The sequence below is a fragment of the Flavobacteriales bacterium genome (assembly GCA_030584065.1).
Taxonomy (GTDB): domain Bacteria; phylum Bacteroidota; class Bacteroidia; order Flavobacteriales_F; family PHOS-HE28; genus PHOS-HE28.
In genome coordinates this window covers 178,400-198,307 of sequence record CP129489.1, presented here as the reverse complement: position 1 = coordinate 198,307, position 19,908 = coordinate 178,400, and the positions used below count along the sequence as shown (strand labels likewise).

The window sequence follows — 19,908 nt, the reverse complement described above, 5'->3', positions numbered from 1 at the left end:
CGATGATTTCACAGTAGGTTGCTCGGATGAGAGGCCTCTTCCGAACCGCGATGGTAGCAGTGCTCGCGCTGGCGTGGGCGCCCCGGGCCCGTGCGCAGGGCGATCCGCGCGCGGGAACGGCCTTGCCCAAGGCCGAGGGCCTTATGCGCTTCCCGGTGGTGCTTGCTGCGCCCCGCATCGCCACCGCATCCCTGCCGCCGCGCGTGGACCTGAGCCACCGGGTGCCGCCGCCCGGCGACCAGGGCATGACGAACACCTGCGCGGGCTGGGCCGTGGGCTACACGCTGTGCAGCGCCATCCACGCCGAGCTGAGCGGCGATACCGCGCTGCGCCGCGAGGCACCGGATGCCGCGCGCCTGTTCAGCCCCTCGTTCATCTACGCCCGCGCGCTGCGCGGCAGGCCCTGCGGCAGCGATGTGTTCCTGGCCGATGCGCTGCACGTGGCCGACAGCCTGGGATGCTGCGCCTTCAGCGAGCTGCCCTTCGATACCGCACAGGTGCAGCACGATTGCGCCCGGGTGCCGGAGAAGGCCGAGGAGCTGGCGCGGCGGTTCCGATTGGCCGGCATCGAGCGCATCGCCGATGGCGCCACCGATGCGGTACGCGCCGCACTGGCGCAGGGCCGGCTGGTGGTGGTGAATGCGAACGTGGACAGCAGCTTCACCGCCGCGGGCGACCGCAGCGGCGGCGATCGGCCCTTCACCTGGCAGCCCGTCACCTTCGCGGACACCTATGGGCACGCCGTGGTGATCATGGGCTACGACGATGCGGACAAGAGCTTCCTGGTGCAGAATTCGTGGGGCCTGATGTGGGGCTTCCAGGGCACCTTCCGCATGCCCTATGCGGTTTACATGGCCTATGTGAGCGAGGCGTATGCGGTGGATGCCACCATCCGGCTCATCGGCCTGGTGCCGCCGCCGGTGCAGGCGGACACGGCGCGCCAGGGCCGGCGGCGCATGGAGGCCTCCTTGAAGGAAGGCGAGGCCATCGCGCACCACGGCATCGTGCTCCACGCGGTGGACGTGGACCCCGCCGCTGGCACGGCCCTGCTGCGCCTGGGCGACGCTGACGATGGCCGCATGCTGCACCACCTGCGTCTGGCCGTTGGTGACACGCGCACGGTGCACCATGAGGGACGCGCGTACTCCGTGAGTCGGCCTGGCCCCAGCGCGGAAGGGGAGCAGACGCGGCTTCGCCTGCGGGCCCGCCCTGCGCATCGCGATCCGGAGCTGCGCCAGGCGCTGCGGCGAAGCGCCCGACTGGCTGCAGGCCGGCGCCCGTGAGGCCTCCATCCTCGGCAGGCTCCCTTGAAGTGGACCCTGCCACCCGCCCACGGGATCACATCCGCTAATCCCAACAGGCCGGGTCTCCTTCGCAAGACCCTGCTTGGGGCGTGGGCCTAGCCTGACTCCTCCGAACATCGGGGCCGAAGGGCTCCAGGGGCACGCGCCGGGCGATTGCCCTTGGTCAGTGTCCCGCAGCGCGCCGTGCATCACCTTCGCGGAACGAGAGCATCGGCATGCGCATCCTTCTCCTCATCACGCAGGGATTCCTGGCGGTGAACGCCATGGTGGGCGGGCTGCTGCTGATGCGGGCGCCTGACGGCAGCCTGCTGCAGCTGCCGCGCGGCTTCATGCACAGCACGCTCTTCGCCGATTACTTCTGGCCGGGGGCCATCCTCTTCGCGGTGCTCGGCCTGGGGCATGCGGTGGGCTTCGGCCTCACGCTGCGCCGGTCGGCCTGGGCCGCGCGCGCTGCGCTCCTGCTCGGCGCGGGCACGCTGATCTGGATCGGCGTGCAGGTGCTGATGACCGAGCCCTTCTGGCTGCAGGGGCTCATTGCTGCGCTGGGCGCGGTGGAGCTGCTGGGCGGCAGGCGCTCGGGGTGAAGGACCCGGGTATGAGCGGCCGATGAAGTGGCGGATGGTGCGCCGCGCTCCGCTAGCCCAGCCGTTCTCCAGCACCATTCGCATCATCTCGGCGCGGGTGCGGCAGCCGGTCTTGCCCGGCACGGCCTTGCGACCATGCCACGCCAAGCAATCGGCACGGGCGCCGCTGCGCCGCTCAAACGTTCCACCCCACGGCGGGCCCCATGGACGGGCGGTGCCGTTACCATTGCGGCGCATACGCACCGCCCATGGACAGCACCTCCAACGCCCTCAACTGGTTCGAGATCGCCACCAAAGACCTTGACCGCGCGCAGCTCTTCTACGAGACCGTCTTCGGAATCCGCATGGAGGCCATGGACATGCCCGGGCTGCAGATGCGCACCTTCCCCGCCGACGGCAGCACCGGCAAGGTGGGCGGCGCGCTGGTGAAGAGCGGCATGCACACCCCGAGTCGCACGGGCGCGCTCATCTACCTGAATGCGAACCCCGACCTCAGCGGGCCGCTGGCGCTGGTAGAGAAGGCCGGCGGCAAGGTGCTGATGCCCAAGACGCACATCAGCGACGAGATCGGCTACATGGCCTTCTTCGAGGACACCGAAGGCAATGCCGTGGCAATGCACTCGCAGGGATGAGGGCATCGCGGGCGGCGACGGACCATCCCCTGCCCTCAGGTGTTGATTCCACGGGCGCACCGACACCCGGCCGCCTTCAACCCTGAATCCCTCCTCCCGCATGGTCCCCTCCACCACCCCCGCCTCGCTCCACTTCTCCCTCGCGCGCACGCTGGAGGTGCTGGAGCGCACGCCCGCGGTGCTGCACGCGCTGCTGCACGGGCTGAGCGACGACTGGACGGAGCACAACGAGGGGCCCGGCACCTGGACGCCCAGCGAGGTGGTGGGCCACCTGATCCACGGCGAGCGCGCGCATTGGATGGCCCGGGTGCAGCGGTGCTTGAGCGCCGACGACAAGGCCTTTGCACACTTCGACCGCCAGGCGCACCTGGAGGAGAGCGCCGGCAAATCGCTGCCGCAGCTGCTGGCCGAATTCGAAGCGCTGCGCAAGCGGAACCTGGCCGCGCTGGTGGCCTTGGAGATCACCGGCGCGCAGCTCGAGGGCATCGGCCTGCATCCCGGCCTGGGCGAGGTGCGGTTGCGCGAAGTGCTGGCCGCCTGGGCCGCGCACGACCTGGCGCACATCGGCCAGATCAGCCGCGTGCTGGCCCGCCAGTACCGCGAAGCCGTGGGGCCGTGGCGGGCGAACCTGAGGGTGATGGGCTAGCTGACCGCTGCAGGCGGTGCTTGGCGGACGCCGGCGGCTCAGCCCCACGGGCAGGCCAAGCGCAACCGCTGGCCATCACGCCCCTTGCCCGCCGCGGCCGATCCAGCCCAGGTGCGTGTGGTGGAAGCTGTCGCCGAACTTGAGGCCGCAGCCGAACACGCGGTCCATGCTGGCGTGGCCATAAAGGATGATGCCGGTCCACAGCAGCAGGTCGGTATCCCAGGCGGAGCCCGGCCGGAAGAGCGTGATGGCGTTGAGGTAGAGCCCAGCCACGATGCAGGCCAGGGCCAGGCCCTTGTGGTGGAGCAGGTTGTAGCCGAAGGCCCCGGCGCGCGGCCCGATGAGGTAGCCCAGCATGCCGATGTCGGGGCCGAGGAGCAACAGGGCGTAGGTCCACCACGGCAGTTCGGCCGCATACAGCGCGAGTGCGCAGCCCAGGAATTGCACGAGCTCTTCAAGGCGGAGGAGGGTTCTCATGGCGGGAGCTTTTCCGTTGTGCGTTGCCGATTGCCGGATGTTCGTTGTCGGTTGCCCCGCGTCCTTGGCGGCGGACACGGGCGCACTACCAGGTGATGCCCACAGGGCAGTGATCGCTGCCCATCACCTCGTTGAGGATGAAGGCCTCCTTCACCTTCTTCTCGAAGCCTTTCGACACCAGCACGTAGTCGATGCGCCAGCCCACATTCTTGGCGCGGGCGCCGAAGCGCTGGCTCCACCAGCTGTACTTCACCGTGTCGGGATGGAGGTGCCGGTAGCTGTCCACGAAGCCGGCGGCGAGCAGGGCGTCCATGCCGTCGATCTCCTGCTGGGTGTAGCCGCTGGTCTTGTTGTAGTTCTCCTTGGGCCGGGCGATGTCGATGGGCCGATGCGCCACGTTGAGGTCGCCGGTGACGATCACGGGCAGCTTGCCCTTGGCGAGCCTGGCCACGTAGTGCCGGAACGCGGCATCCCACTCCCCGCGGTAGTCGAGCCGCTTCATGCCCTCACCGCTGTTGGGCGTGTACACGCACACCACCACCAGCTCCTTGAAGGTGCAGGTGACCACGCGGCCTTCGTCGTCGTGGCCCTTCATGCCGATGCCGAAGTGGACCTGCGCGGGCTGCTCGCGGCTGGCGATGGCGGTGCCGCTGTAGCCGGGCCGCACGGCGCCGTAGGCGTTCACGTGGTAGCCGTCCGCGCCGGCCAGGGCCTGCGCCACCTGCTCGGGCGTGGCCTTGGTCTCCTGGAAGCAGACGATGTCCGCATCGAGCTTCCGCAGGGTATCGTGCAGCCCCTTGCCCACGCTGGCGCGGATGCCGTTCACATTGAAGGAGATGAGTTTCATGCCGTGAAGATGGCACGAATGGGCGCTTGCTGCTCGCGATCCGGAGGTCTGTCCTCCCCCATTGCCGCGCCAATCCCGCACATCCATTCCGCGGGGCTTCCGCCCCAAGGCGCCCGCGGCTTCCGTCAAGGCGGCTCGGCTACATTCGCCGGGCATGCTGGAACTCGGCCTGGACACCTTCGGTGATGTGACGGTGGATGCGGACGGCCGTCCGCTGCACCCGGCGCAGGTGCTGCGCAATGTGGTGGCCGAGGCGGAGCTGGCCGACCGGCTGGGGCTGCACTTCTTCGGGGTGGGTGAGCACCACCGCCCCGACTTCGCGGTGAGTGCGCCCGAGGTGGTGCTTGCGGCGATCGCGGCGCGCACGCAGCGCATCCGGCTGGGCAGCGCGGTGACGGTGCTGAGCAGCGACGACCCGGTGCGCGTCTTCCAGCGCTTCAGCACGCTGGATGCGCTGAGCAACGGCCGGGCGGAGGTGATCATCGGCCGCGGGTCCTTCACCGAGAGCTTCCCCCTCTTCGGCTTCCGGCTGGAGGACTACGATGCGCTGTTCAACGAGCGGCTCGAGCTGTTCTGCGCGCTGCTGAAGGAGGGTCCCACCACGTGGAGCGGCCGCACGCGCGCGCCGCTGAAGGACCAGCGCGTGCACCCGCCCACCGAGGGCGGTGCGCTGCGCACCTGGATCGGCGTGGGCGGCACGCCGCAGTCGGTGATCCGTGCGGCGCAATACGGGCTGCCGCTGATGCTCGCCATCATCGGTGGCGACCCGCTGGCCTTCGCCCCCTTCGCCGACCTGCACCGGCGGGCCCTGGCGCAGCTGGGCCGCGAGCCACTGCCCATCGGGGCGCACTCGCCCGGCTACGTGGCGCCCACCGACGAACAGGCGAAGGAGGAACTGTGGCCGCACTACAGCGCCATGCATGCCCGCATCGGGCGCGAGCGCGGCTGGCCGCCCCTCACGCGCGCCGCCTTCGAGCAGCAGGCGGGGCCCACGGGCGCCCTCTGCGCAGGCGCGCCGGAGACGGTGGCCCGCAAGATCGCCCGCACGGCCAAGGCGCTGGGGCTGTCCCGGTTCGACCTGAAGTACAGCGCGGGCACCTTGCCCCACGCGCTGCAGCTGCGGAGCATCGAGCTCTATGCCACCGAGGTGGCGCCGCGGGTGCAGCAGCTGCTGGCCTGAGCGGCCGGTGGGCCCGGAACGGGCCTTCAACCGGCGGCTGGTGATAGTTCGTCCAAAAAACGGGGCTGCCCCCTTTACGGCGCGATGCAACTATCGCTAACTTCGTTTGTCGAACGCAGACAACGCCCCTCCGATGCCACTCACCCCCTACACCGGCCCCTTCGGCCGCGCCGAGCAGCAGCACCTGCTGCGGCGCACCCTGTTCGGCTGCTCCAACGCCGACCTGGCCCACTTCCAAGGGCAGTCGCTCGCACAGGTGGTGGATGCGCTGCTCACCTTCACCAACGACACCGCGCCGCCGGTGAAGACCTACTGGAACCTCAATGGCAGCGCGCCCGATCCCAACGCGCTGGACCCGCAGGTGCCCTTCGGCAGCACCTGGGTGGACACCCCGCGCTACGGCAGTGAGGTGGAGCTGGCCGACATCAGCAGCGCGCGGCTGCAGAGCTACGCGTGGTGGCGCACGGGCCTCATGGTGCACCAGGACCGGAACATCCGCGAGAAGATGGCCCTCTTCTGGTACAACCACATGCCCACGCAGGTGTTCCAGGTCTTCAACCCGCGCTTCAGCTATGAGTACGACCAGCTGCTGCGCACGCAATGCCTGGGCAACTTCAGGCAGCTGGTGCACGATGTGACGGTGAGCGGCGCCATGCTCATCTACCTCAACGGCTTCCTCAACACGGCCAACGCGCCCGACGAGAACTATGCGCGCGAGCTGATGGAGCTCTTCACCCTGGGCGAGGGCAGCGGCTACACCGAGGAGGACGTGCAGGCGGCGGCACGGGTGCTCACCGGATGGACCGTGCGCGAGACCGACCAGCTGGGCGACATCGTGCTGCCCTACGTGGCCTACCGCCCCAGCCAGCACGTCACCGCCGACAAGCAGTTCAGCGCCTTCTTCAACAACACCATCATCCAGGGGCAGGGCGGCCAGGACGGCGGCGAGGCCGAGCTGAACGCGCTGCTGGACATGATCATGGCCAAGGAGGAGGTCTCGCGCTTCATCTGCCGCGAGCTCTACCGCTTCTTCGTGCACGGTGAGATCGATGCCGCCACCGAGGCACAGGTGATCGAGCCGCTGGCCGAGCTCTTCCGGGCCCACATGGGCGCGCCAGACCAGCTGCGCACGGTGATGCAGGCGCTGCTGACGAGCGACCACTTCTTCAGCGCGCAGATCCGGGCGTGCATGATCATGAGCCCGGCCGACCTGGTGATCGGGTCCATCCGCAAGCTCGACATGCCCATGCCCACACCCGCGCAGGTGGAGGCGCAGTACCGCGTGTGGCGCGATGTGTACTTCCTCACCGCCTACAGCGGCCAGGAGCTGCTCAACGTGCCCAACGTGGCGGGCTGGCCGGCCTACTACCAGTTCCCCGCCTACGACGACATCTGGCTCGACACGGCCACCTATCCGGCGCGCAACAACTCGCTGGCGGCGCTGCTCTTCAGCGGCTTCTCCACGCCCAACAACCTCTACCAGCCCGAGAGCCGCAACCTGGAGTTCAAGGTGGACTTCGTTGGGCTGGTGGGCCAGTTCTCCGATCCCATGAACCCCAACGCGCTGGTGAGCGATGCGGCCGAGCTGATGTTCGCCGTGCCGGTGAGCCTGCTGGTGCGCACGCAGCTGAAGATCAGCTACCTGCTGCTCGGCCAGCTCACGGACAGCTACTGGAGCGACGCCTACGAGCTCTATGTGACCGACCCCAATACCACCGACATGACGGCGCAGCTGGTGCCGAGCATGCTGCTGTGGCTCTTCCTTGACATGGCGAAGGCCGCCGAGACCCAATTGCACTGAATCCCCCGAATCACCAACCATGGACCGCAGACACTTCCTCCGCACCTCATCGGTGGCCACCTTGGGCGGATTCACCGTGCAAGGCTTCGCCAGTCCCTTGCTTCAAGCCCTGCGCAACAGCCGCACCGCCGAGGACCGCGTGCTGGTGATCGTGCAGCTCTTCGGCGGCAACGACGGGCTGAACACGGTGATCCCGCTGGACCAGTACGGCACGCTGGCCGCCAAGCGCCCCTACGTGCTCATCCCGCAGGCGGCGGCGCTCCCCCTGGGCGGCCTGGGCGGCACCGGGCTGCACCCCGCCATGGGCGGCATGCGCGAGCTGTGGGAGGACGGCAAGCTGGCCATCGTGCAGGGCGTGAGCTATCCCGAGCCGAACTACTCCCACTTCCGGGCCACCGACATCTACGAGACGGGCGCCGATGCCAACCAGCTGCTGAGCTCGGGCTGGACGGGGCGCTACCTCAATTTCGAGTACCCCAACTACCCCGCGGGCTACCCCAACACCGACATGCCCGACCCGCTCGCCATCCGCATCGGCGGCGCCGTGGGACCCGGCCTCCAGCACATGGGCGTGAGCATGGCGGTGGCCCTCAACAACACCAACGACCCGCTCAACCTGGCCGGGAACATCTACCAGGACGCGGCGCCCGCCACCTGCAGCGGCGGCAAGCTGTCCTTCGCGCGGCAGGTGCAGCGGCAGACCGACCTCTACGGCGATGTGATCGAGGCGGCGGCGGTGGCGGGCTGCAACCAGAGCACCCTCTACCCCACCGGCAACGCGCCGGGCGCCGAGCTGGCGCAGGCGCTGAAGATCGTGGCGCAGCTCATCTGCGGCGGACTGAAGACGAAGATCTACTGGGTGAGCATCGGCGGATTCGACACGCACGCCCAGCAGGTTGAGGACAGCGACCACACCATCGGCTTCCACGCCAACCTGCTGCAGGGCCTGAGCGACAGCATCCACGCCTTCCAGGACGACCTGAACCTGCTGGGCCTGGAGGACCGCGTGCTGGGCATGACCTTCAGCGAATTCGGCCGCCGCATCGTGGATAACGCCTCGCTGGGCACCGACCATGGCAGCGCGCAGCCCATGTTCCTCTTCGGCACCAAGGTGATCCCCGGCATGCTGGGCACCAACCCGGAGATCCCCGCCAACGCCACCTACCAGACCAACCTGGCCATGCAGTACGACTTCCGGTCGGTGTATGCCAGCGTGCTGAAGGACTGGTTCTGCCTGGAGGAGAATGACATCGACACGGTGCTGCTGAACACCTACCAGCCGCTGGCGCTGATCGACCCCGAGGGCTGCCTGGGCACGGACATCCGCGAGGTGAACCAGCGCGCCGGCAACGAGCTGCTGCGCGCCTTCCCCAACCCCTTCACCGAGCGCACCACGCTCGAGTACGTGAGCCACGGCGGCCGCGTGCTGGTGCAGGTCTTCAACGAGCAGGGCCAGCTGATGCAGACCGCGTTGAACCAGCCCATGCCTGCCGGCACCTACCGCGTGGACGTGGACCTGGGCGACCTGCCCGCCGGCGTGTACTATGCGCGGCTGCAGAACGAAGGCAGCCAGCAGGTGCGCAACCTGCTCAAAGTGCGCTGAGCGGGGCGCTGCGTGCACGGAGCCGCTTTCTTTGGGGCATGTCACAGCCCCCCGTCGACGACAGGCAGCAGCCCACCCCCGAGCCACCCCGGCCCGAGCAGCCCCTCCGCGACTCCGAAGCCGCACCTCCGGCGCGCTACGAGGATGTGGATCCCTATCAGGCGGACCATCGCGACCACCTGCTCATCCAGAGTCGGTGGAACCTGATGACGGTGAGCCAGATGAGCGACCTGAAGGCGAACCTGATGCTCACGCTCTCAGCGGTGCTGCTGCAGTTCGCGCTCAGCAAGGTGTCTGACCATGCGCTCACCGGCCCCAAGGCCCACTACTGGGTGATGGTCTTCGGTGCGCTCACCACCATCCTGCTCTGCGCCTACTCCACGCTGCCCAAGGCGCCGCCCCTGGGCCGGCAGCTGCCCGATGGGGCGCCGCTGCCCAAGGGCTTCTCGCTGCTCTTCTTCACCTCCTTCATCCAGCTCTCGCTTCCGGATTACAAGCGACGCATGCACGAGGTGCTCTCCTCGCCGCCCCGCACCCACGATGCCATCCTGGAGGAGCTCCACAGCCACGGCCACTACATCGCGCGGAAAAAATACCGCCCGCTGCGGCTGGCCTACATCAGCTTCCTCCTCACCTGGCTGGTGGGCGCCGCGCTCTACGCCATGGCCTGAGCGCGAACCGTTCGGCACCGCCGGGCAGCGGAACGGGCGCGCCGCGCGTCTTAACCCCAACCGAACTCCCATGAAGGCACCCTACACCGTACTCTCCGCACTGCTGGCCACCGCTGCTGGTGCGCAGACCATCAACCAGTCGAACTTCACCTTCAACCCGAACCTGCTCACCGTGCCGCCGGGCACGGAGATCACCATCACCCTGGGCGGGGGGCACACCTTCACCCAGGTGAGCGAAGCAACGTGGAACGCCAACGGCAACACGGCACTGCCAGGCGGCTTCAACTTCAACTCGGGCACGCACCAGCTCACGCTCACCGACCCCGGCACCTACTACTACGTCTGCATCCCGCACGCCAGCATGGGCATGAAGGGGCGGATCGTGGTGGAGAGCGGCACCGGTGTGCGTGAGCCGCTGACGGAGCGCATCGCCCTGGTCTTCCCCAACCCCGTCGCCCAGGAGCTGACAGTGCAGCAGCCGGAGGCCGCTGGCGGCACGGCCTTGTTGATCGATGCCCAAGGCCGCCAGGCGCTGCAAAGCCCCCTCACGGGCAACGACCGCCTGCCGGTGGCCGGCCTTGCGCCCGGCACCTACGTGCTCCGCATCACCGACCGCGATGGCACGCTGCGCCGCGAGCAGCGCGTGGTGATCGCACGCTGAGCACTGCGCCGCTGAATGCATGAGCGCCGCCCTCAGGCGGCGCTCGTGCATTCAGCGCACCGCGGTCCACCAAGGCTCGCTGAGCCTGAGGTCCGGCCCGTTGACGATGCGCCCGATGCGCGGCGTGAGCAAGGGGACGCCCAACTCGGCCGCCTTCGCGGTGAGCCGCTCGATGGGCTCCTTCCACGGGTGCATGGCCAGGCTGAATTTGCCCCAATGGACCGGCAACAGCACATGGGCCTTCACGTCCACGGCGGCTTGGGCGGTCTCTTCGGGCATCATGTGGATGCTGCTCCAGCGCTCGTTATAGGCACCGCATTCCAGCAGTGCCAGATCGAACGGGCCGAAACGCTCGCCGATTGCCTTGAACGTGGGCGAATAGCCTGAGTCCGCGCCGAAGTACACGCGCTTGGTGCGGCCCTCGATGACCCACGAGCCCCAGAGGGTGGTGAAGCGGTTGGTGAGGCTGCGGCCGCTGAAGTGGCGCGCTGGCGCGAGCGTGAGCTTCACGGGGCCGAGGGCGCCGCTCTCCCACCAGTCCATCTCGGTGATGGCCGCTGCGGGCACGCCCCAGCGCTCCAGGTGCGCGCCCACGCCGAGCGGCGCGATGAAGCGCCTGTCCTTCAACTGCAGGATGGTCTCGTGGTCGAGGTGATCGTAATGGTCGTGCGAGAGGAGCACCGCATCCACCTGCGGCACCAGGTCGGCGTGCATGTGCTTCGTATAGCGGAAGCGTTTCGGTCCCACGAAGGAGAAGGAGCTGGCGCGCTCGCCGAACACGGGGTCGGTGAGGAAGGTGAGGCCATCGACCTTGATGAGCAGCGTGGAGTGGCCGAACCAGCACACGGCCAGGGCGCTGTCCGGCACGGCGGCCCAGGCATCCGCGTCGAAGCCCACCGTGGGGATGGTGTCCTCCGGCTCGCGGCCCTCGGCGCCCTTGGCGAACTCCCATAGCACGCCCAGCATGGTGCCCAAGGGCATGTCCATGCTGGTCTCCACCACGTTGCGGAACCGGCCATCCACCTGGTTGGGCGATGCCTTGATGCGCTCGAGGCGCGCGCCTTCGGGATCGGCGCCGATGCGCGGCGCGAAGCGGAAGTAGAGCGCGAGAGCAAGGCCGAGAGCGGCCAGGAGGCCCAGCAGGATCCAGAGCATGCGGCGGATGAATCGCAAGGGTGAAGGGGGAAAGGTCCGGCGCAAAGGTCCGGACCTCCCCCACTCACCCCACCACCGCAGCCACCACCAGACAGCCGCTCGTGGAAGGGACCGAACTACTTGTACTTCACCGCCCCCTGCGCCAGCAGGTGCTCGATGTCATTGTTGATGCTGAGGATGAGCAAGCTGGTGGCGGTGCAGAAGACCGGGCTGGTGATGCAGTGATGGCCGTTCCAGCTGCCATCGTTGTTCTGGATGCCCACCAGGCGGCCGGTGGTCTGCTGGTACCAGTTCTTCCACCCCTGATCCTTGGCGATCACCAGCGACTCGCCGGTCTGCAGGAAGCTGAGGAACTCCTCACCGCCGTTGTTGCCGAAGCCGCTGATGACATCCTCGCGCTGGGCCTGCTGCTTGGCGGCCTCGTACACCTGGTAGGCGGCGTTGAGGCGCTCGGCCTCGCCGCGCGGCACACCGGCATCCTGCAGGGTCTCCACGGTAACCGGCGCATTCTTCGCGATCCGCCCCTCCTTCTTCGCCTTGGTGACCACCTCGTTCAGCTCGCGGGCCTCGGCGGCGCTGTTGCGCGTGCTGCCGCTCACGGCGTAGAGGGTGATGCCGGCAGCGCGCTCGGTGGCCACGGTGCCCTTGCCCGCATCGAAGTTGCTCTTCTGGTAGTCGCGCGCCAGCTTCAGCGACTCCTCATCCACCGTGGCGCCCTGGGCCTTGGCGCTCTCCAGCGCGCTGGCGGCGAAGCTGCTCTGCAGCACGCCGGCCCAGCCGTCGCCGCGCATGCTGCCGTCGGCGTTCTGACCGCGCTGGATCATGTCCACGCAGGTGTTGAGGGCGCGCATGGCGCGGAGGCGCTTCGGATGCTGCTCCTTGAGCTTCGCCACCAGGTTGCTCAGGTACTGGGCGGTGAGTGCCACATCGATGTTGGCGCCCAGCTTGGCCTGGATCTGCGTGCCCTGCAGCTGGGTGATGTTGATGGCGCCCTTGGGCGCGGCCTCCACCTGCAGCAGCAGGTAATCGGTGGCCCGGGCCAGCTGCTGGCTGTAGGGTCCCTGGTCGAGCGTGCTGCCCATGCGCATGATGGCCATGGCCACCATGGCCGTGGTGGCGGGATCGGTGCTCACGGCATGCGGGTCGCGGATGTCCTGCCGGGCGTGCGAGCCGGCGCCGTAGCCGCCATCGGCAGCCTGCGCGCGCACCAGCCAATCGAGCCCCTTGCGCTCGGCCTGCAGCACCGCTGCCGGCGTGGCGAGCACGAAGGAGCTGTCGAGTCCCTCGCCCTCGTAGACGGTCTTGAACACGCAGCCCTCAGGCGGCTCGGGCACCGGCGTGTGGCAGTGGGCGCGGGCCGTGGCGGAAGGCCGCGGGTTGAAGGCAAGGAGCATCACCAGGATGCCGAATCCGCCGGTGATGGCGGCGATCAGGAAGACGTGCTTTCTCATGGCGTGTGCGTTTAGGCCTCTCCGCTGGGATGCGGAGGAAGGGCGTTTTGCACATGCGGTACACGCGCGCGCCGATCGGGTTCAATCGGATGGGCCGCTACGGCTCATCCGGCGCTCGCTGCGCGCGGAAGTAGCCATTGCTCACGGTCACGAAGACCTCCTCGCCGGTCCCTGTGTCGTACCGGACCATGGTGCCGAGGAAGATGCCCTGCACCTCGCCGCCCACCGGGCCGTACAGGTTCACCCCGACCTGGAGGTTGTAGGGGAAGTAGTAGCGCCCATCGATGACCAGGGTGATGCTGCAGTCGCCTTCGCCTTCCACCGTGGCGCAGTTGCCGGTGGCGCTGCCCAGCCATTCCCCGTAGAGCTGCGGACCGCCGCCGCCATCCACAACGAAGAGCTGCGTGGTATTGTCCGCGGCATAGTAGGTGGCGGTGGCCATGCCGGCGGCCGGGTCAAGCACCACGGTCTGCTGATTGTAGCCATCGCCGTTGAGCACGCAGCCCGCCTGCAGCCCGCCGCCAGAACCGCCGTTGCAGAGGGTGATGGTGCCCGCATCCGCTTCACCTCCCGGCGCGGTGGGCAGCGACACGGAGACCTCCTGCACGATGCCGCCGTTCAGGTTCACCAGCCGGAGCGTGGCCTCTTGCCCATTGTACGGCGCAGCGATGCGGAACTCGGGGGTGGCCCCGAGCGGCATGAAGTAAGAGCCGCCGGACCAGGTGACCATGGCATAGCCGTTCACGGTGCCGCTTGGGCAGATGAGCGTGCCCACGATGTAGCCCGGCGTGTTCACCAACAGCTCCACGTACTGCTCGGCATCGGCCGCCAACGTGCCGATGGGCATCGGCGCGGCCGTGAGGCCGATCGGGTTCGCATCCACCTCCACGGTGAGGTCGACACCCGAAGGGACGAACGCGTCGAACTCCCCATCGGAACGCGGATAGGTCCTCACCTGCCGGATGCGCAAGGGCAGCAGCGGCGCCAGCTCCTCATCCCCTTCCACGCGCACGCGGCCCCGAACGCGCGCCCGCGGCCATGCGGCATCCGCGTTCCAGGTGGAGAAGTGCTGCACCACGCCGACGTACTCGCCGCCTTGGCGCTGGGCCTCGCCCTCCGGCTCCCAGATGCCCGTCTGCTCATTGAGGTGCCACAGCGGAACGGTGGCGGGCGCCTCGCTGCTCTGATCGGCCGCGATCGGCAGGCGGATGGTGGCCGAGGCCCCATTGCCCAGCTGCAGCTCGTTGCCCGCGCCATCGGTGATGCGCACGCTGGCCATGCCGTAGCTGTAGAGCTGCTGTTGCGTGCCGCCCGCGATGGCCGTAAGGTCGCCACCCGGCATGGCCGCGCTGAAGTCCGGCGCATCCGTGGCGAAGTGCTCCGCAGCCACGGCGTAGGTGCCCGCGTAGGGCGCTCCCGTTGCGGTGACGAGCCCGTTGGCCGGCAGCTGCAGGCGGAATCCATCCGGCAATTGCAGGTCCTGCGGCGAATCGGATGAGAGACCGGTGAAGTCAGGCGCGCTGGACCGCATGGACACGCGTACGATCGTGGTGCCGTTGAGGTGGGCCGCCGTGCCATGCACCGCGTTGAAGTAGCCCGCCTTCTGGCAACGCACCACCACGCGTTCGTTCGCCGGGGCGCTGCCGAGCAAGAACATGCCCGCCGCATCGGTCACGGCCGATGCGCTGCCGGACTGCACCTGCACGCCGGGCAAGGGGGCGCCGGAGCCATCCACCACCTGGCCCAGCACGCGCGTGGTGCCGGTGGCCATGGGCGCGGATGACGGCGCGGCTGCATCCTCCTCGTCCTTCCGGCAACCGCCGAGGAGCAGCAGGAGCAAACCGAGCATGGCCACCAGCAGCAAGGTCCAGTGGTTGAGGCTCTGCGCAGCGGCGGGCGACCGCTTGGGATTGTTCGCTGTGTGTTTCATCCCCGTGCCGGGAAGGGCGATCCGTTGGTGCATGGGGCAAGGGTAGCGCCCGGCTCGCACCGCATCCATCACATGTTCGTGGGTATCCCGCTGGGCCGGGCCTGCGGCGGAGAGCGGTCGTTGACCAGCCTCAGCGGGACCGTTGCGCAGTGGCCGGCCTCCACACGAAAGTGGGGATGCGAAGGGCGTATGCACGGGATAATGTTGCTGCCCTGCAGCACCCTGACCGGTGCTTACGCCACTCATCATGGATCTCCGCTGCCCCACCCCGCTCCCCTGCCTCATCGCCGGCCTGCTGCTGATCACCGCGCACGAGGCCTATTCCCAGCCCGGGGAATGCCAGCCCCAGGCATGCACCTACACTGGCGGCCCCTCAACCGCTACGGTTCCGGCCACCAGCGCATCGCACTTCACCACCTCCGGGGTCTGGATCCAACCCAGTTGGTCCGCGAGCTTCCCGGTCACCGCCGGCGAGACCTATGAATGGTCCTCCTGCCCGGCGGACGGCGCCGGGATACCCTACTACCCATCGGACATCAATTTCACCCTGATGCGTGCGGATGGCAGCTTCCTCTGCTATTCCGACGATGTCTGCGGCGCCTTCCCGAAGATCCGCTGGACCGCGGACCAATCCGGAACGGTGATCCTGGGACTACGGGAGGATGGTTGCTACATCACCCCATACACCACACGGAAGTACCAGCCTTCGTGGCGGTGCGTGACCTGCCCCGCCTTCCAGCCTTGCGAGGCAAGGACGGAGATACGCTGTGCAACCACCTACACGGCCACGCACGGCAGCGGTGCAGGCGTCTTTGACCTTTCCTGCGGCAGCGGCAGCGGCACAGGCAAGGAACGGGCGTACCTCTTCGTGCCCGGATCAAGCGGCTCCATGGTGCTGCAGCAGCTCGCCTCACATGCGCCGGTCCGCTGGTACTACAAGCCGGAAAGCCAAGGCTGCGGCGCCACCAGCTGGACCTGCGTCGGCACCCTGACCGGCAATGCGAGCAGCACTTCCTTCACCGTGAGCGAAGGGGTGCGCTACCTCCTCTTGGCCGATCCGGAGGCCACCACCCAAGGTGACGTCTCCTTTCAGCTTGGCTGCACCCTGCAGCCCGACCCCTGCCTGTCACCGACACCCATCAGTTGCGGGAACACGTACAGTGTGACCATACCATCGGGAGCCGGCATGGCCGGGGAATCATTGGAATGCGGACTGCTGACCTTGGGCAAGACCCGTGTCTTCGCGTTCACCACCGTGCTCGGAGGCGACTATACCATCACCCAGAACGCATCCGAACCGGTGACCTGGCTGGTGTCGAAGGGCGACCCCACCCGCCCCTGCGAGTTCAAGTGCATGGACTGGGCGCCGAACGCAGGCTCCATCACCACGTCCCTGAAGCCGAACATGACCTACTATTTCCGGTTGAATGGAACCTACACCACGGGCGCTTCGGTCACATTCACCATTGATTGCTCGGCTGTCGAGGACCCCTGCTCCGCGATCGGCAACCTGAGCTGCGGGTTGCCTGCTTCAGCAACGGTGAGCGGAACCGGCGGTTGGAACGGCTTGACGGGCTATTGCGGAATCAGCGGATCGTGGGGGAAGCAGCGCCTGTATGCCTTCACCCCTGATCAAACGGGAGCGCACACCATCGAACAGACGATGCTCACCCAGGGACAGATGATGCGCTACTTCATCAAGCCGCAATCCGGAGGCTGCTCATCCATGGGATGGTCCTGCATCGGATCACTGAACGGCCCTGGCACAACGCCACCCATCACGCTGGAGGCAGGCGTGCCTTACTACATCATGGCCGATGCCTTGTACGCCTACCTCACGAGCAGCTATACCATGCGCGTGAACTGCCCTCCTCCCCCGGCCGACCCCTGTGCGGCCATCGTGAACCTCGCCTGCGGCATCCCCGTCACACGGAGCATCGCACCGGGCCAGGGGGCTTACAGCGCGCCGCAGAACACCTGCGGGTACAGCACGCCCGGGCGTGAACAGATCCTTCGCTTCACGGCACCCTATTCGGGGACCTACAACATCAGGCAATTCACCGCTTACGATTGGACCGACTACTTCTTCAAGCCTGAAGCCAATGGATGCAGCGCCGCCGGTTGGACCTGCATCGATGACCTGTTCGGCGCGGAGCTGAGCGGGGCATTCACCATGCTCCAGGGTATCACCTATCTCATCATGGCCGACCCGGAATCCAGCAACGGCGGCATCCTCTCCTTCCAGCTTGAATGCAGCAGTCCTTACGATGCCTGCGCCTTGACCGAGCCGCTGGCCGGATGCAACGAGCCCATGTCCGTGCAATTAGGAACAGGGAACGGCAGCTACCTGAACCCAGGCAGCAGCTGCGGGGCGAACACGCCCGGCCGCGAGCGCATCTTCACCTACACCGCCGCGGAGGGAGGGCAGCGCTTCTTCCAGCAGTTCACCTCCAACGGCACCATCAACTACTACGTGAAGCCGCAATCCGGCGGCTGCAATGGATCCGGTTGGACCTGCCTGGGCGGCATCAGCGGGGCCGGTGTCACCTCTACCTACAGCATGACGGCGGGCACTACCTACCTGGTGATGCTGGATGCGCTGGCCACCACCGGCCAAACGGTCCAATTCGTCATGGGATGTGCAGCCAGCGGCAACGTCTGCAACACGAGCATGATGGGTTCCGTCACCTGCAACACGGATATGCCCGTGAATGTGCCCTCCGGCGCGGGCGGACTCCTTCAACTGCCCGGTTGCGGCGGCGATCCGATGCCCGGGCGTGAACGGATCTATGCCTTCATGCCGACGGAGAGCGGAGTGTTCAGCGTCATCCAGATGATGGACGGCGATGGGGACTACACCACCTACCGCTATGCCTACAGGGCCGCAGGCTTCGGCTCCTGCACCGATGGTTGGATGTGCATCGGTTATCGGCAGGGAACGAGTGAGGTGGGCACGATGAACCTCACCGGCGGCATGCTCTATTGGCTGATGATCGATGCCTCGAGCATGACCGGAGGACAGCTGGCCTTCCGGATCGAGTGCCCGACCTACGAAGCCTGCACGGACATCCAGCCCGTTACCTGCGGCACGCCGCGGTTCGTGGTACTGGGCAGCGGGCAAGGCGGCAAGGACTGGAACTCCTGCGCTCCGGGAAACCCCACCCCCAGCCTTCCGGGCAAGGAGCGCATCTTCCGCTTCAGCCCCGGTGCCAGCGGCTACCACACACTCACGCAAACGGGTACGGGAGCAACGCTTCACTACAGCGTGCTCGAGGAGTCGCCCGATGCCAGCCCGACATTCTGCGCCGAGCAGGGCAGCTTCTCCTGCTGGGATGAACTGACCGGTCCCTATGAGGAGGCGCAACCGCGCTGGTTCAATGAAGGGGTCGACTACCTGATCATGGTGGACCAGCCCACCACGAACGACGTCTCCTTGACCTTCACGATCCATTGCCCCGTACCGCCGAACGATGATTGCGCGAATGCGACACCGTTGGCCGTCCACCCCTGGAATACCGACTATCCGGTTGCGGCAACACCCGGGAACAATGCGGGCGGCGCGTTGCAGGACGGCCCCACGCCCACCTGCGACACCCACGCGTTCGAGAACAATGGCCCATGGCCGGATGTCTGGTTCACCTTTCAGTCGGGCATGACGCCCGTAGTGGCCGAAGTCTATCTGGGCAGCGCATCCGGGCTCAGCCTGGAACTGTATATGGACAACGGTACCGGCTGTACGGGCGTGCCGGTCTGGTGCCAGTCCGGGGTCGACGGTACCTTGCTCCTGCCTGTTCAGCAGAACGCGCTCTACCGGCTTCGCGCCTTCACCAACCTGGGCTACGACGTGCCCGGCAGCTTCGCCATCTGCCTGCACCGCACCGCACCTCCGCCTTGCGCCAGCCTGATCGCTCCTGCTCCGTTCGAGGAGATCGAAGAGGGCGCGCCGATACACCTTGAATGGACATCCTCCCCCACGGCAACCAGCTACCTCATCGAGCTGCTGGATATCACGGCCTACGCACCGGACCCCGTCGACGGCTTCCCCGTTACCGCATTCGGCACCGACCTGTTGCTTAACGCGCTCCCGATTGGCGCTTACACATGGCGCGCGACTCCGCTGAGCGCCTCCGGTTCGGGCGACCACTGCCCGTATGGATACTTCTCGGTCGTCCCGCCCACCGCCATGAGCCTGCAGGTACCCGTGCGCGCCGTGCTCGATGGCGCGTGGGTACCGGCCACCGGCCTGATGCGCGACAACCTGCGCATCGCCGGCCTCATCCCTGCGCAGCACCCCTATGGCGGCGCGCCGTGGTTCCATGATGGCAGCGAGGAGCTGGGATCCTTCGCCCTGCAGGCCACCGGCCCGAATGCGATCGTGGACTGGGTGCTGGTGGAGCTCCGCGCACAAGGCGCCCCGCAGCAGGTGGTAGCCCGCCGTGCCGGCTTGCTGCAGCGCGATGGCGATATTGTGGACACGGACGGATCGAGCCCGCTCACCTTCCTGGCCGTTCCCACCGGCAGCTACCATGCAGCGGTGCTGCACCGCAATCACCTCGGCGCGATGACGCAGGATGCGATCCACATGGATGGGTTGCAAGCGCCGATCGACCTCACCAGCGCCGCGCTTCCTACCTACGGCGCGCAGGCGCGCAAGCAGCTGAGCGGCGGCAATGCGCCGCTGGGCCTGTGGGCGGGCGATGTGAATGGCGACGGCAGGCTCAAGTATGTGGGCGAGGACAACGACCGCGACCTCATGCTGGTGGCCATCGGCGGCAACGTGCCCACCAATACCATCGCAGGCTATCGCATGGAGGACATCTCGCTGGATGGCCTGGTGAAGTACGTGGGCGACGGCAACGACCGCGACCCGGTGCTGCAGAACATCGGCGGCTCGGTGCCCACGGCGGTGCGGCTCGGCAGCCTGCCCTGACCCCTGGATCACGACCGCCCCAACCTTGCGTAAGGC

Annotated in this window: 15 protein-coding genes; 10 read left to right on the top strand and 5 right to left on the bottom strand. The window is 67.5% G+C overall.

All coding sequences use genetic code 11. From position 1 onward, the window contains the following. Positions 1–50: 50 nt before the first annotated feature. From QY325_00715 to QY325_00700, 4 genes are all read left to right on the top strand, one after another. The gene (locus tag QY325_00715; GenBank protein WKZ66462.1) at positions 51–1,283 is read left to right on the top strand and encodes a C1 family peptidase; all 1,233 of its coding nucleotides are present in this window, start codon (positions 51–53) and stop codon (positions 1,281–1,283) included. A 236-nt stretch (positions 1,284–1,519) separates the two neighbouring features. After that, complete coding sequence (locus tag QY325_00710; protein ID WKZ66461.1) at positions 1,520–1,888, top strand: hypothetical protein; 369 nt, start codon at positions 1,520–1,522, stop codon at positions 1,886–1,888. A gap of 248 nt (positions 1,889–2,136) precedes the next feature. Beyond that, positions 2,137–2,520, top strand: coding sequence for a VOC family protein (locus tag QY325_00705; GenBank protein WKZ66460.1), 384 nt, complete (start codon positions 2,137–2,139; stop codon positions 2,518–2,520). Between the two features lie 100 nt (positions 2,521–2,620). Further along, complete coding sequence (locus tag QY325_00700) at positions 2,621–3,166, top strand: DinB family protein (protein WKZ66459.1); 546 nt, start codon at positions 2,621–2,623, stop codon at positions 3,164–3,166. Between the two features lie 75 nt (positions 3,167–3,241). Here the strand turns inward: QY325_00700 and QY325_00695 are convergent, their stop codons facing one another. Next, positions 3,242–3,643, bottom strand: coding sequence for a DUF4260 domain-containing protein (locus tag QY325_00695; protein WKZ66458.1), 402 nt, complete (start codon positions 3,641–3,643; stop codon positions 3,242–3,244). 85 nt (positions 3,644–3,728) lie between these two features. Further along, on the bottom strand, positions 3,729–4,490 hold the full coding sequence (locus QY325_00690; GenBank protein ID WKZ66457.1) for an exodeoxyribonuclease III: 762 nt from the start codon (positions 4,488–4,490) through the stop codon (positions 3,729–3,731). Between the two features lie 154 nt (positions 4,491–4,644). Between QY325_00690 and QY325_00685 the strand changes: the two genes are divergently transcribed. The 5 genes from QY325_00685 to QY325_00665 all read left to right on the top strand — a co-directional run bounded on the left by QY325_00685 (position 4,645) and on the right by QY325_00665 (position 10,406). Continuing rightward, entirely contained in the window at positions 4,645–5,670 is a 1,026-nt protein-coding gene (locus tag QY325_00685; protein ID WKZ66456.1) for an LLM class flavin-dependent oxidoreductase, read from the top strand. A 133-nt stretch (positions 5,671–5,803) separates the two neighbouring features. Then, positions 5,804–7,471 (top strand): DUF1800 domain-containing protein, encoded by a 1,668-nt coding sequence (locus QY325_00680; protein ID WKZ66455.1) that lies wholly within the window; start codon positions 5,804–5,806, stop codon positions 7,469–7,471. A gap of 19 nt (positions 7,472–7,490) precedes the next feature. Next, a complete protein-coding gene (locus QY325_00675) occupies positions 7,491–9,074 on the top strand; it encodes a DUF1501 domain-containing protein (GenBank protein WKZ66454.1) in 1,584 nt (527 codons plus the stop codon). A 38-nt stretch (positions 9,075–9,112) separates the two neighbouring features. After that, positions 9,113–9,745 carry a DUF5706 domain-containing protein gene (locus QY325_00670; protein ID WKZ66453.1) on the top strand — a complete coding sequence of 211 codons (633 nt, stop codon included), beginning with the start codon at positions 9,113–9,115 and terminating at the stop codon, positions 9,743–9,745. Between the two features lie 70 nt (positions 9,746–9,815). Next, on the top strand, positions 9,816–10,406 hold the full coding sequence (locus QY325_00665) for a plastocyanin/azurin family copper-binding protein (protein ID WKZ66452.1): 591 nt from the start codon (positions 9,816–9,818) through the stop codon (positions 10,404–10,406). Between the two features lie 51 nt (positions 10,407–10,457). Here the strand turns inward: QY325_00665 and QY325_00660 are convergent, their stop codons facing one another. From QY325_00660 to QY325_00650, 3 genes are all read right to left on the bottom strand, one after another. Then, positions 10,458–11,561: an MBL fold metallo-hydrolase gene (locus QY325_00660; GenBank protein ID WKZ66451.1), complete on the bottom strand. Its 1,104-nt coding sequence runs from the start codon at positions 11,559–11,561 to the stop codon at positions 10,458–10,460. 116 nt (positions 11,562–11,677) lie between these two features. Further along, the gene (locus QY325_00655) at positions 11,678–13,012 is read right to left on the bottom strand and encodes a hypothetical protein (protein WKZ66450.1); all 1,335 of its coding nucleotides are present in this window, start codon (positions 13,010–13,012) and stop codon (positions 11,678–11,680) included. Positions 13,013–13,109: 97 nt separating this feature from the next. Further along, entirely contained in the window at positions 13,110–14,975 is a 1,866-nt protein-coding gene (locus QY325_00650; protein WKZ66449.1) for a hypothetical protein, read from the bottom strand. A 214-nt stretch (positions 14,976–15,189) separates the two neighbouring features. On the opposite strand from QY325_00650, the gene QY325_00645 reads away from it, so the two are divergent. After that, positions 15,190–19,872 carry a hypothetical protein gene (locus QY325_00645; GenBank protein ID WKZ66448.1) on the top strand — a complete coding sequence of 1,561 codons (4,683 nt, stop codon included), beginning with the start codon at positions 15,190–15,192 and terminating at the stop codon, positions 19,870–19,872. The last annotated feature ends 36 nt before the right edge of the window (positions 19,873–19,908 follow it).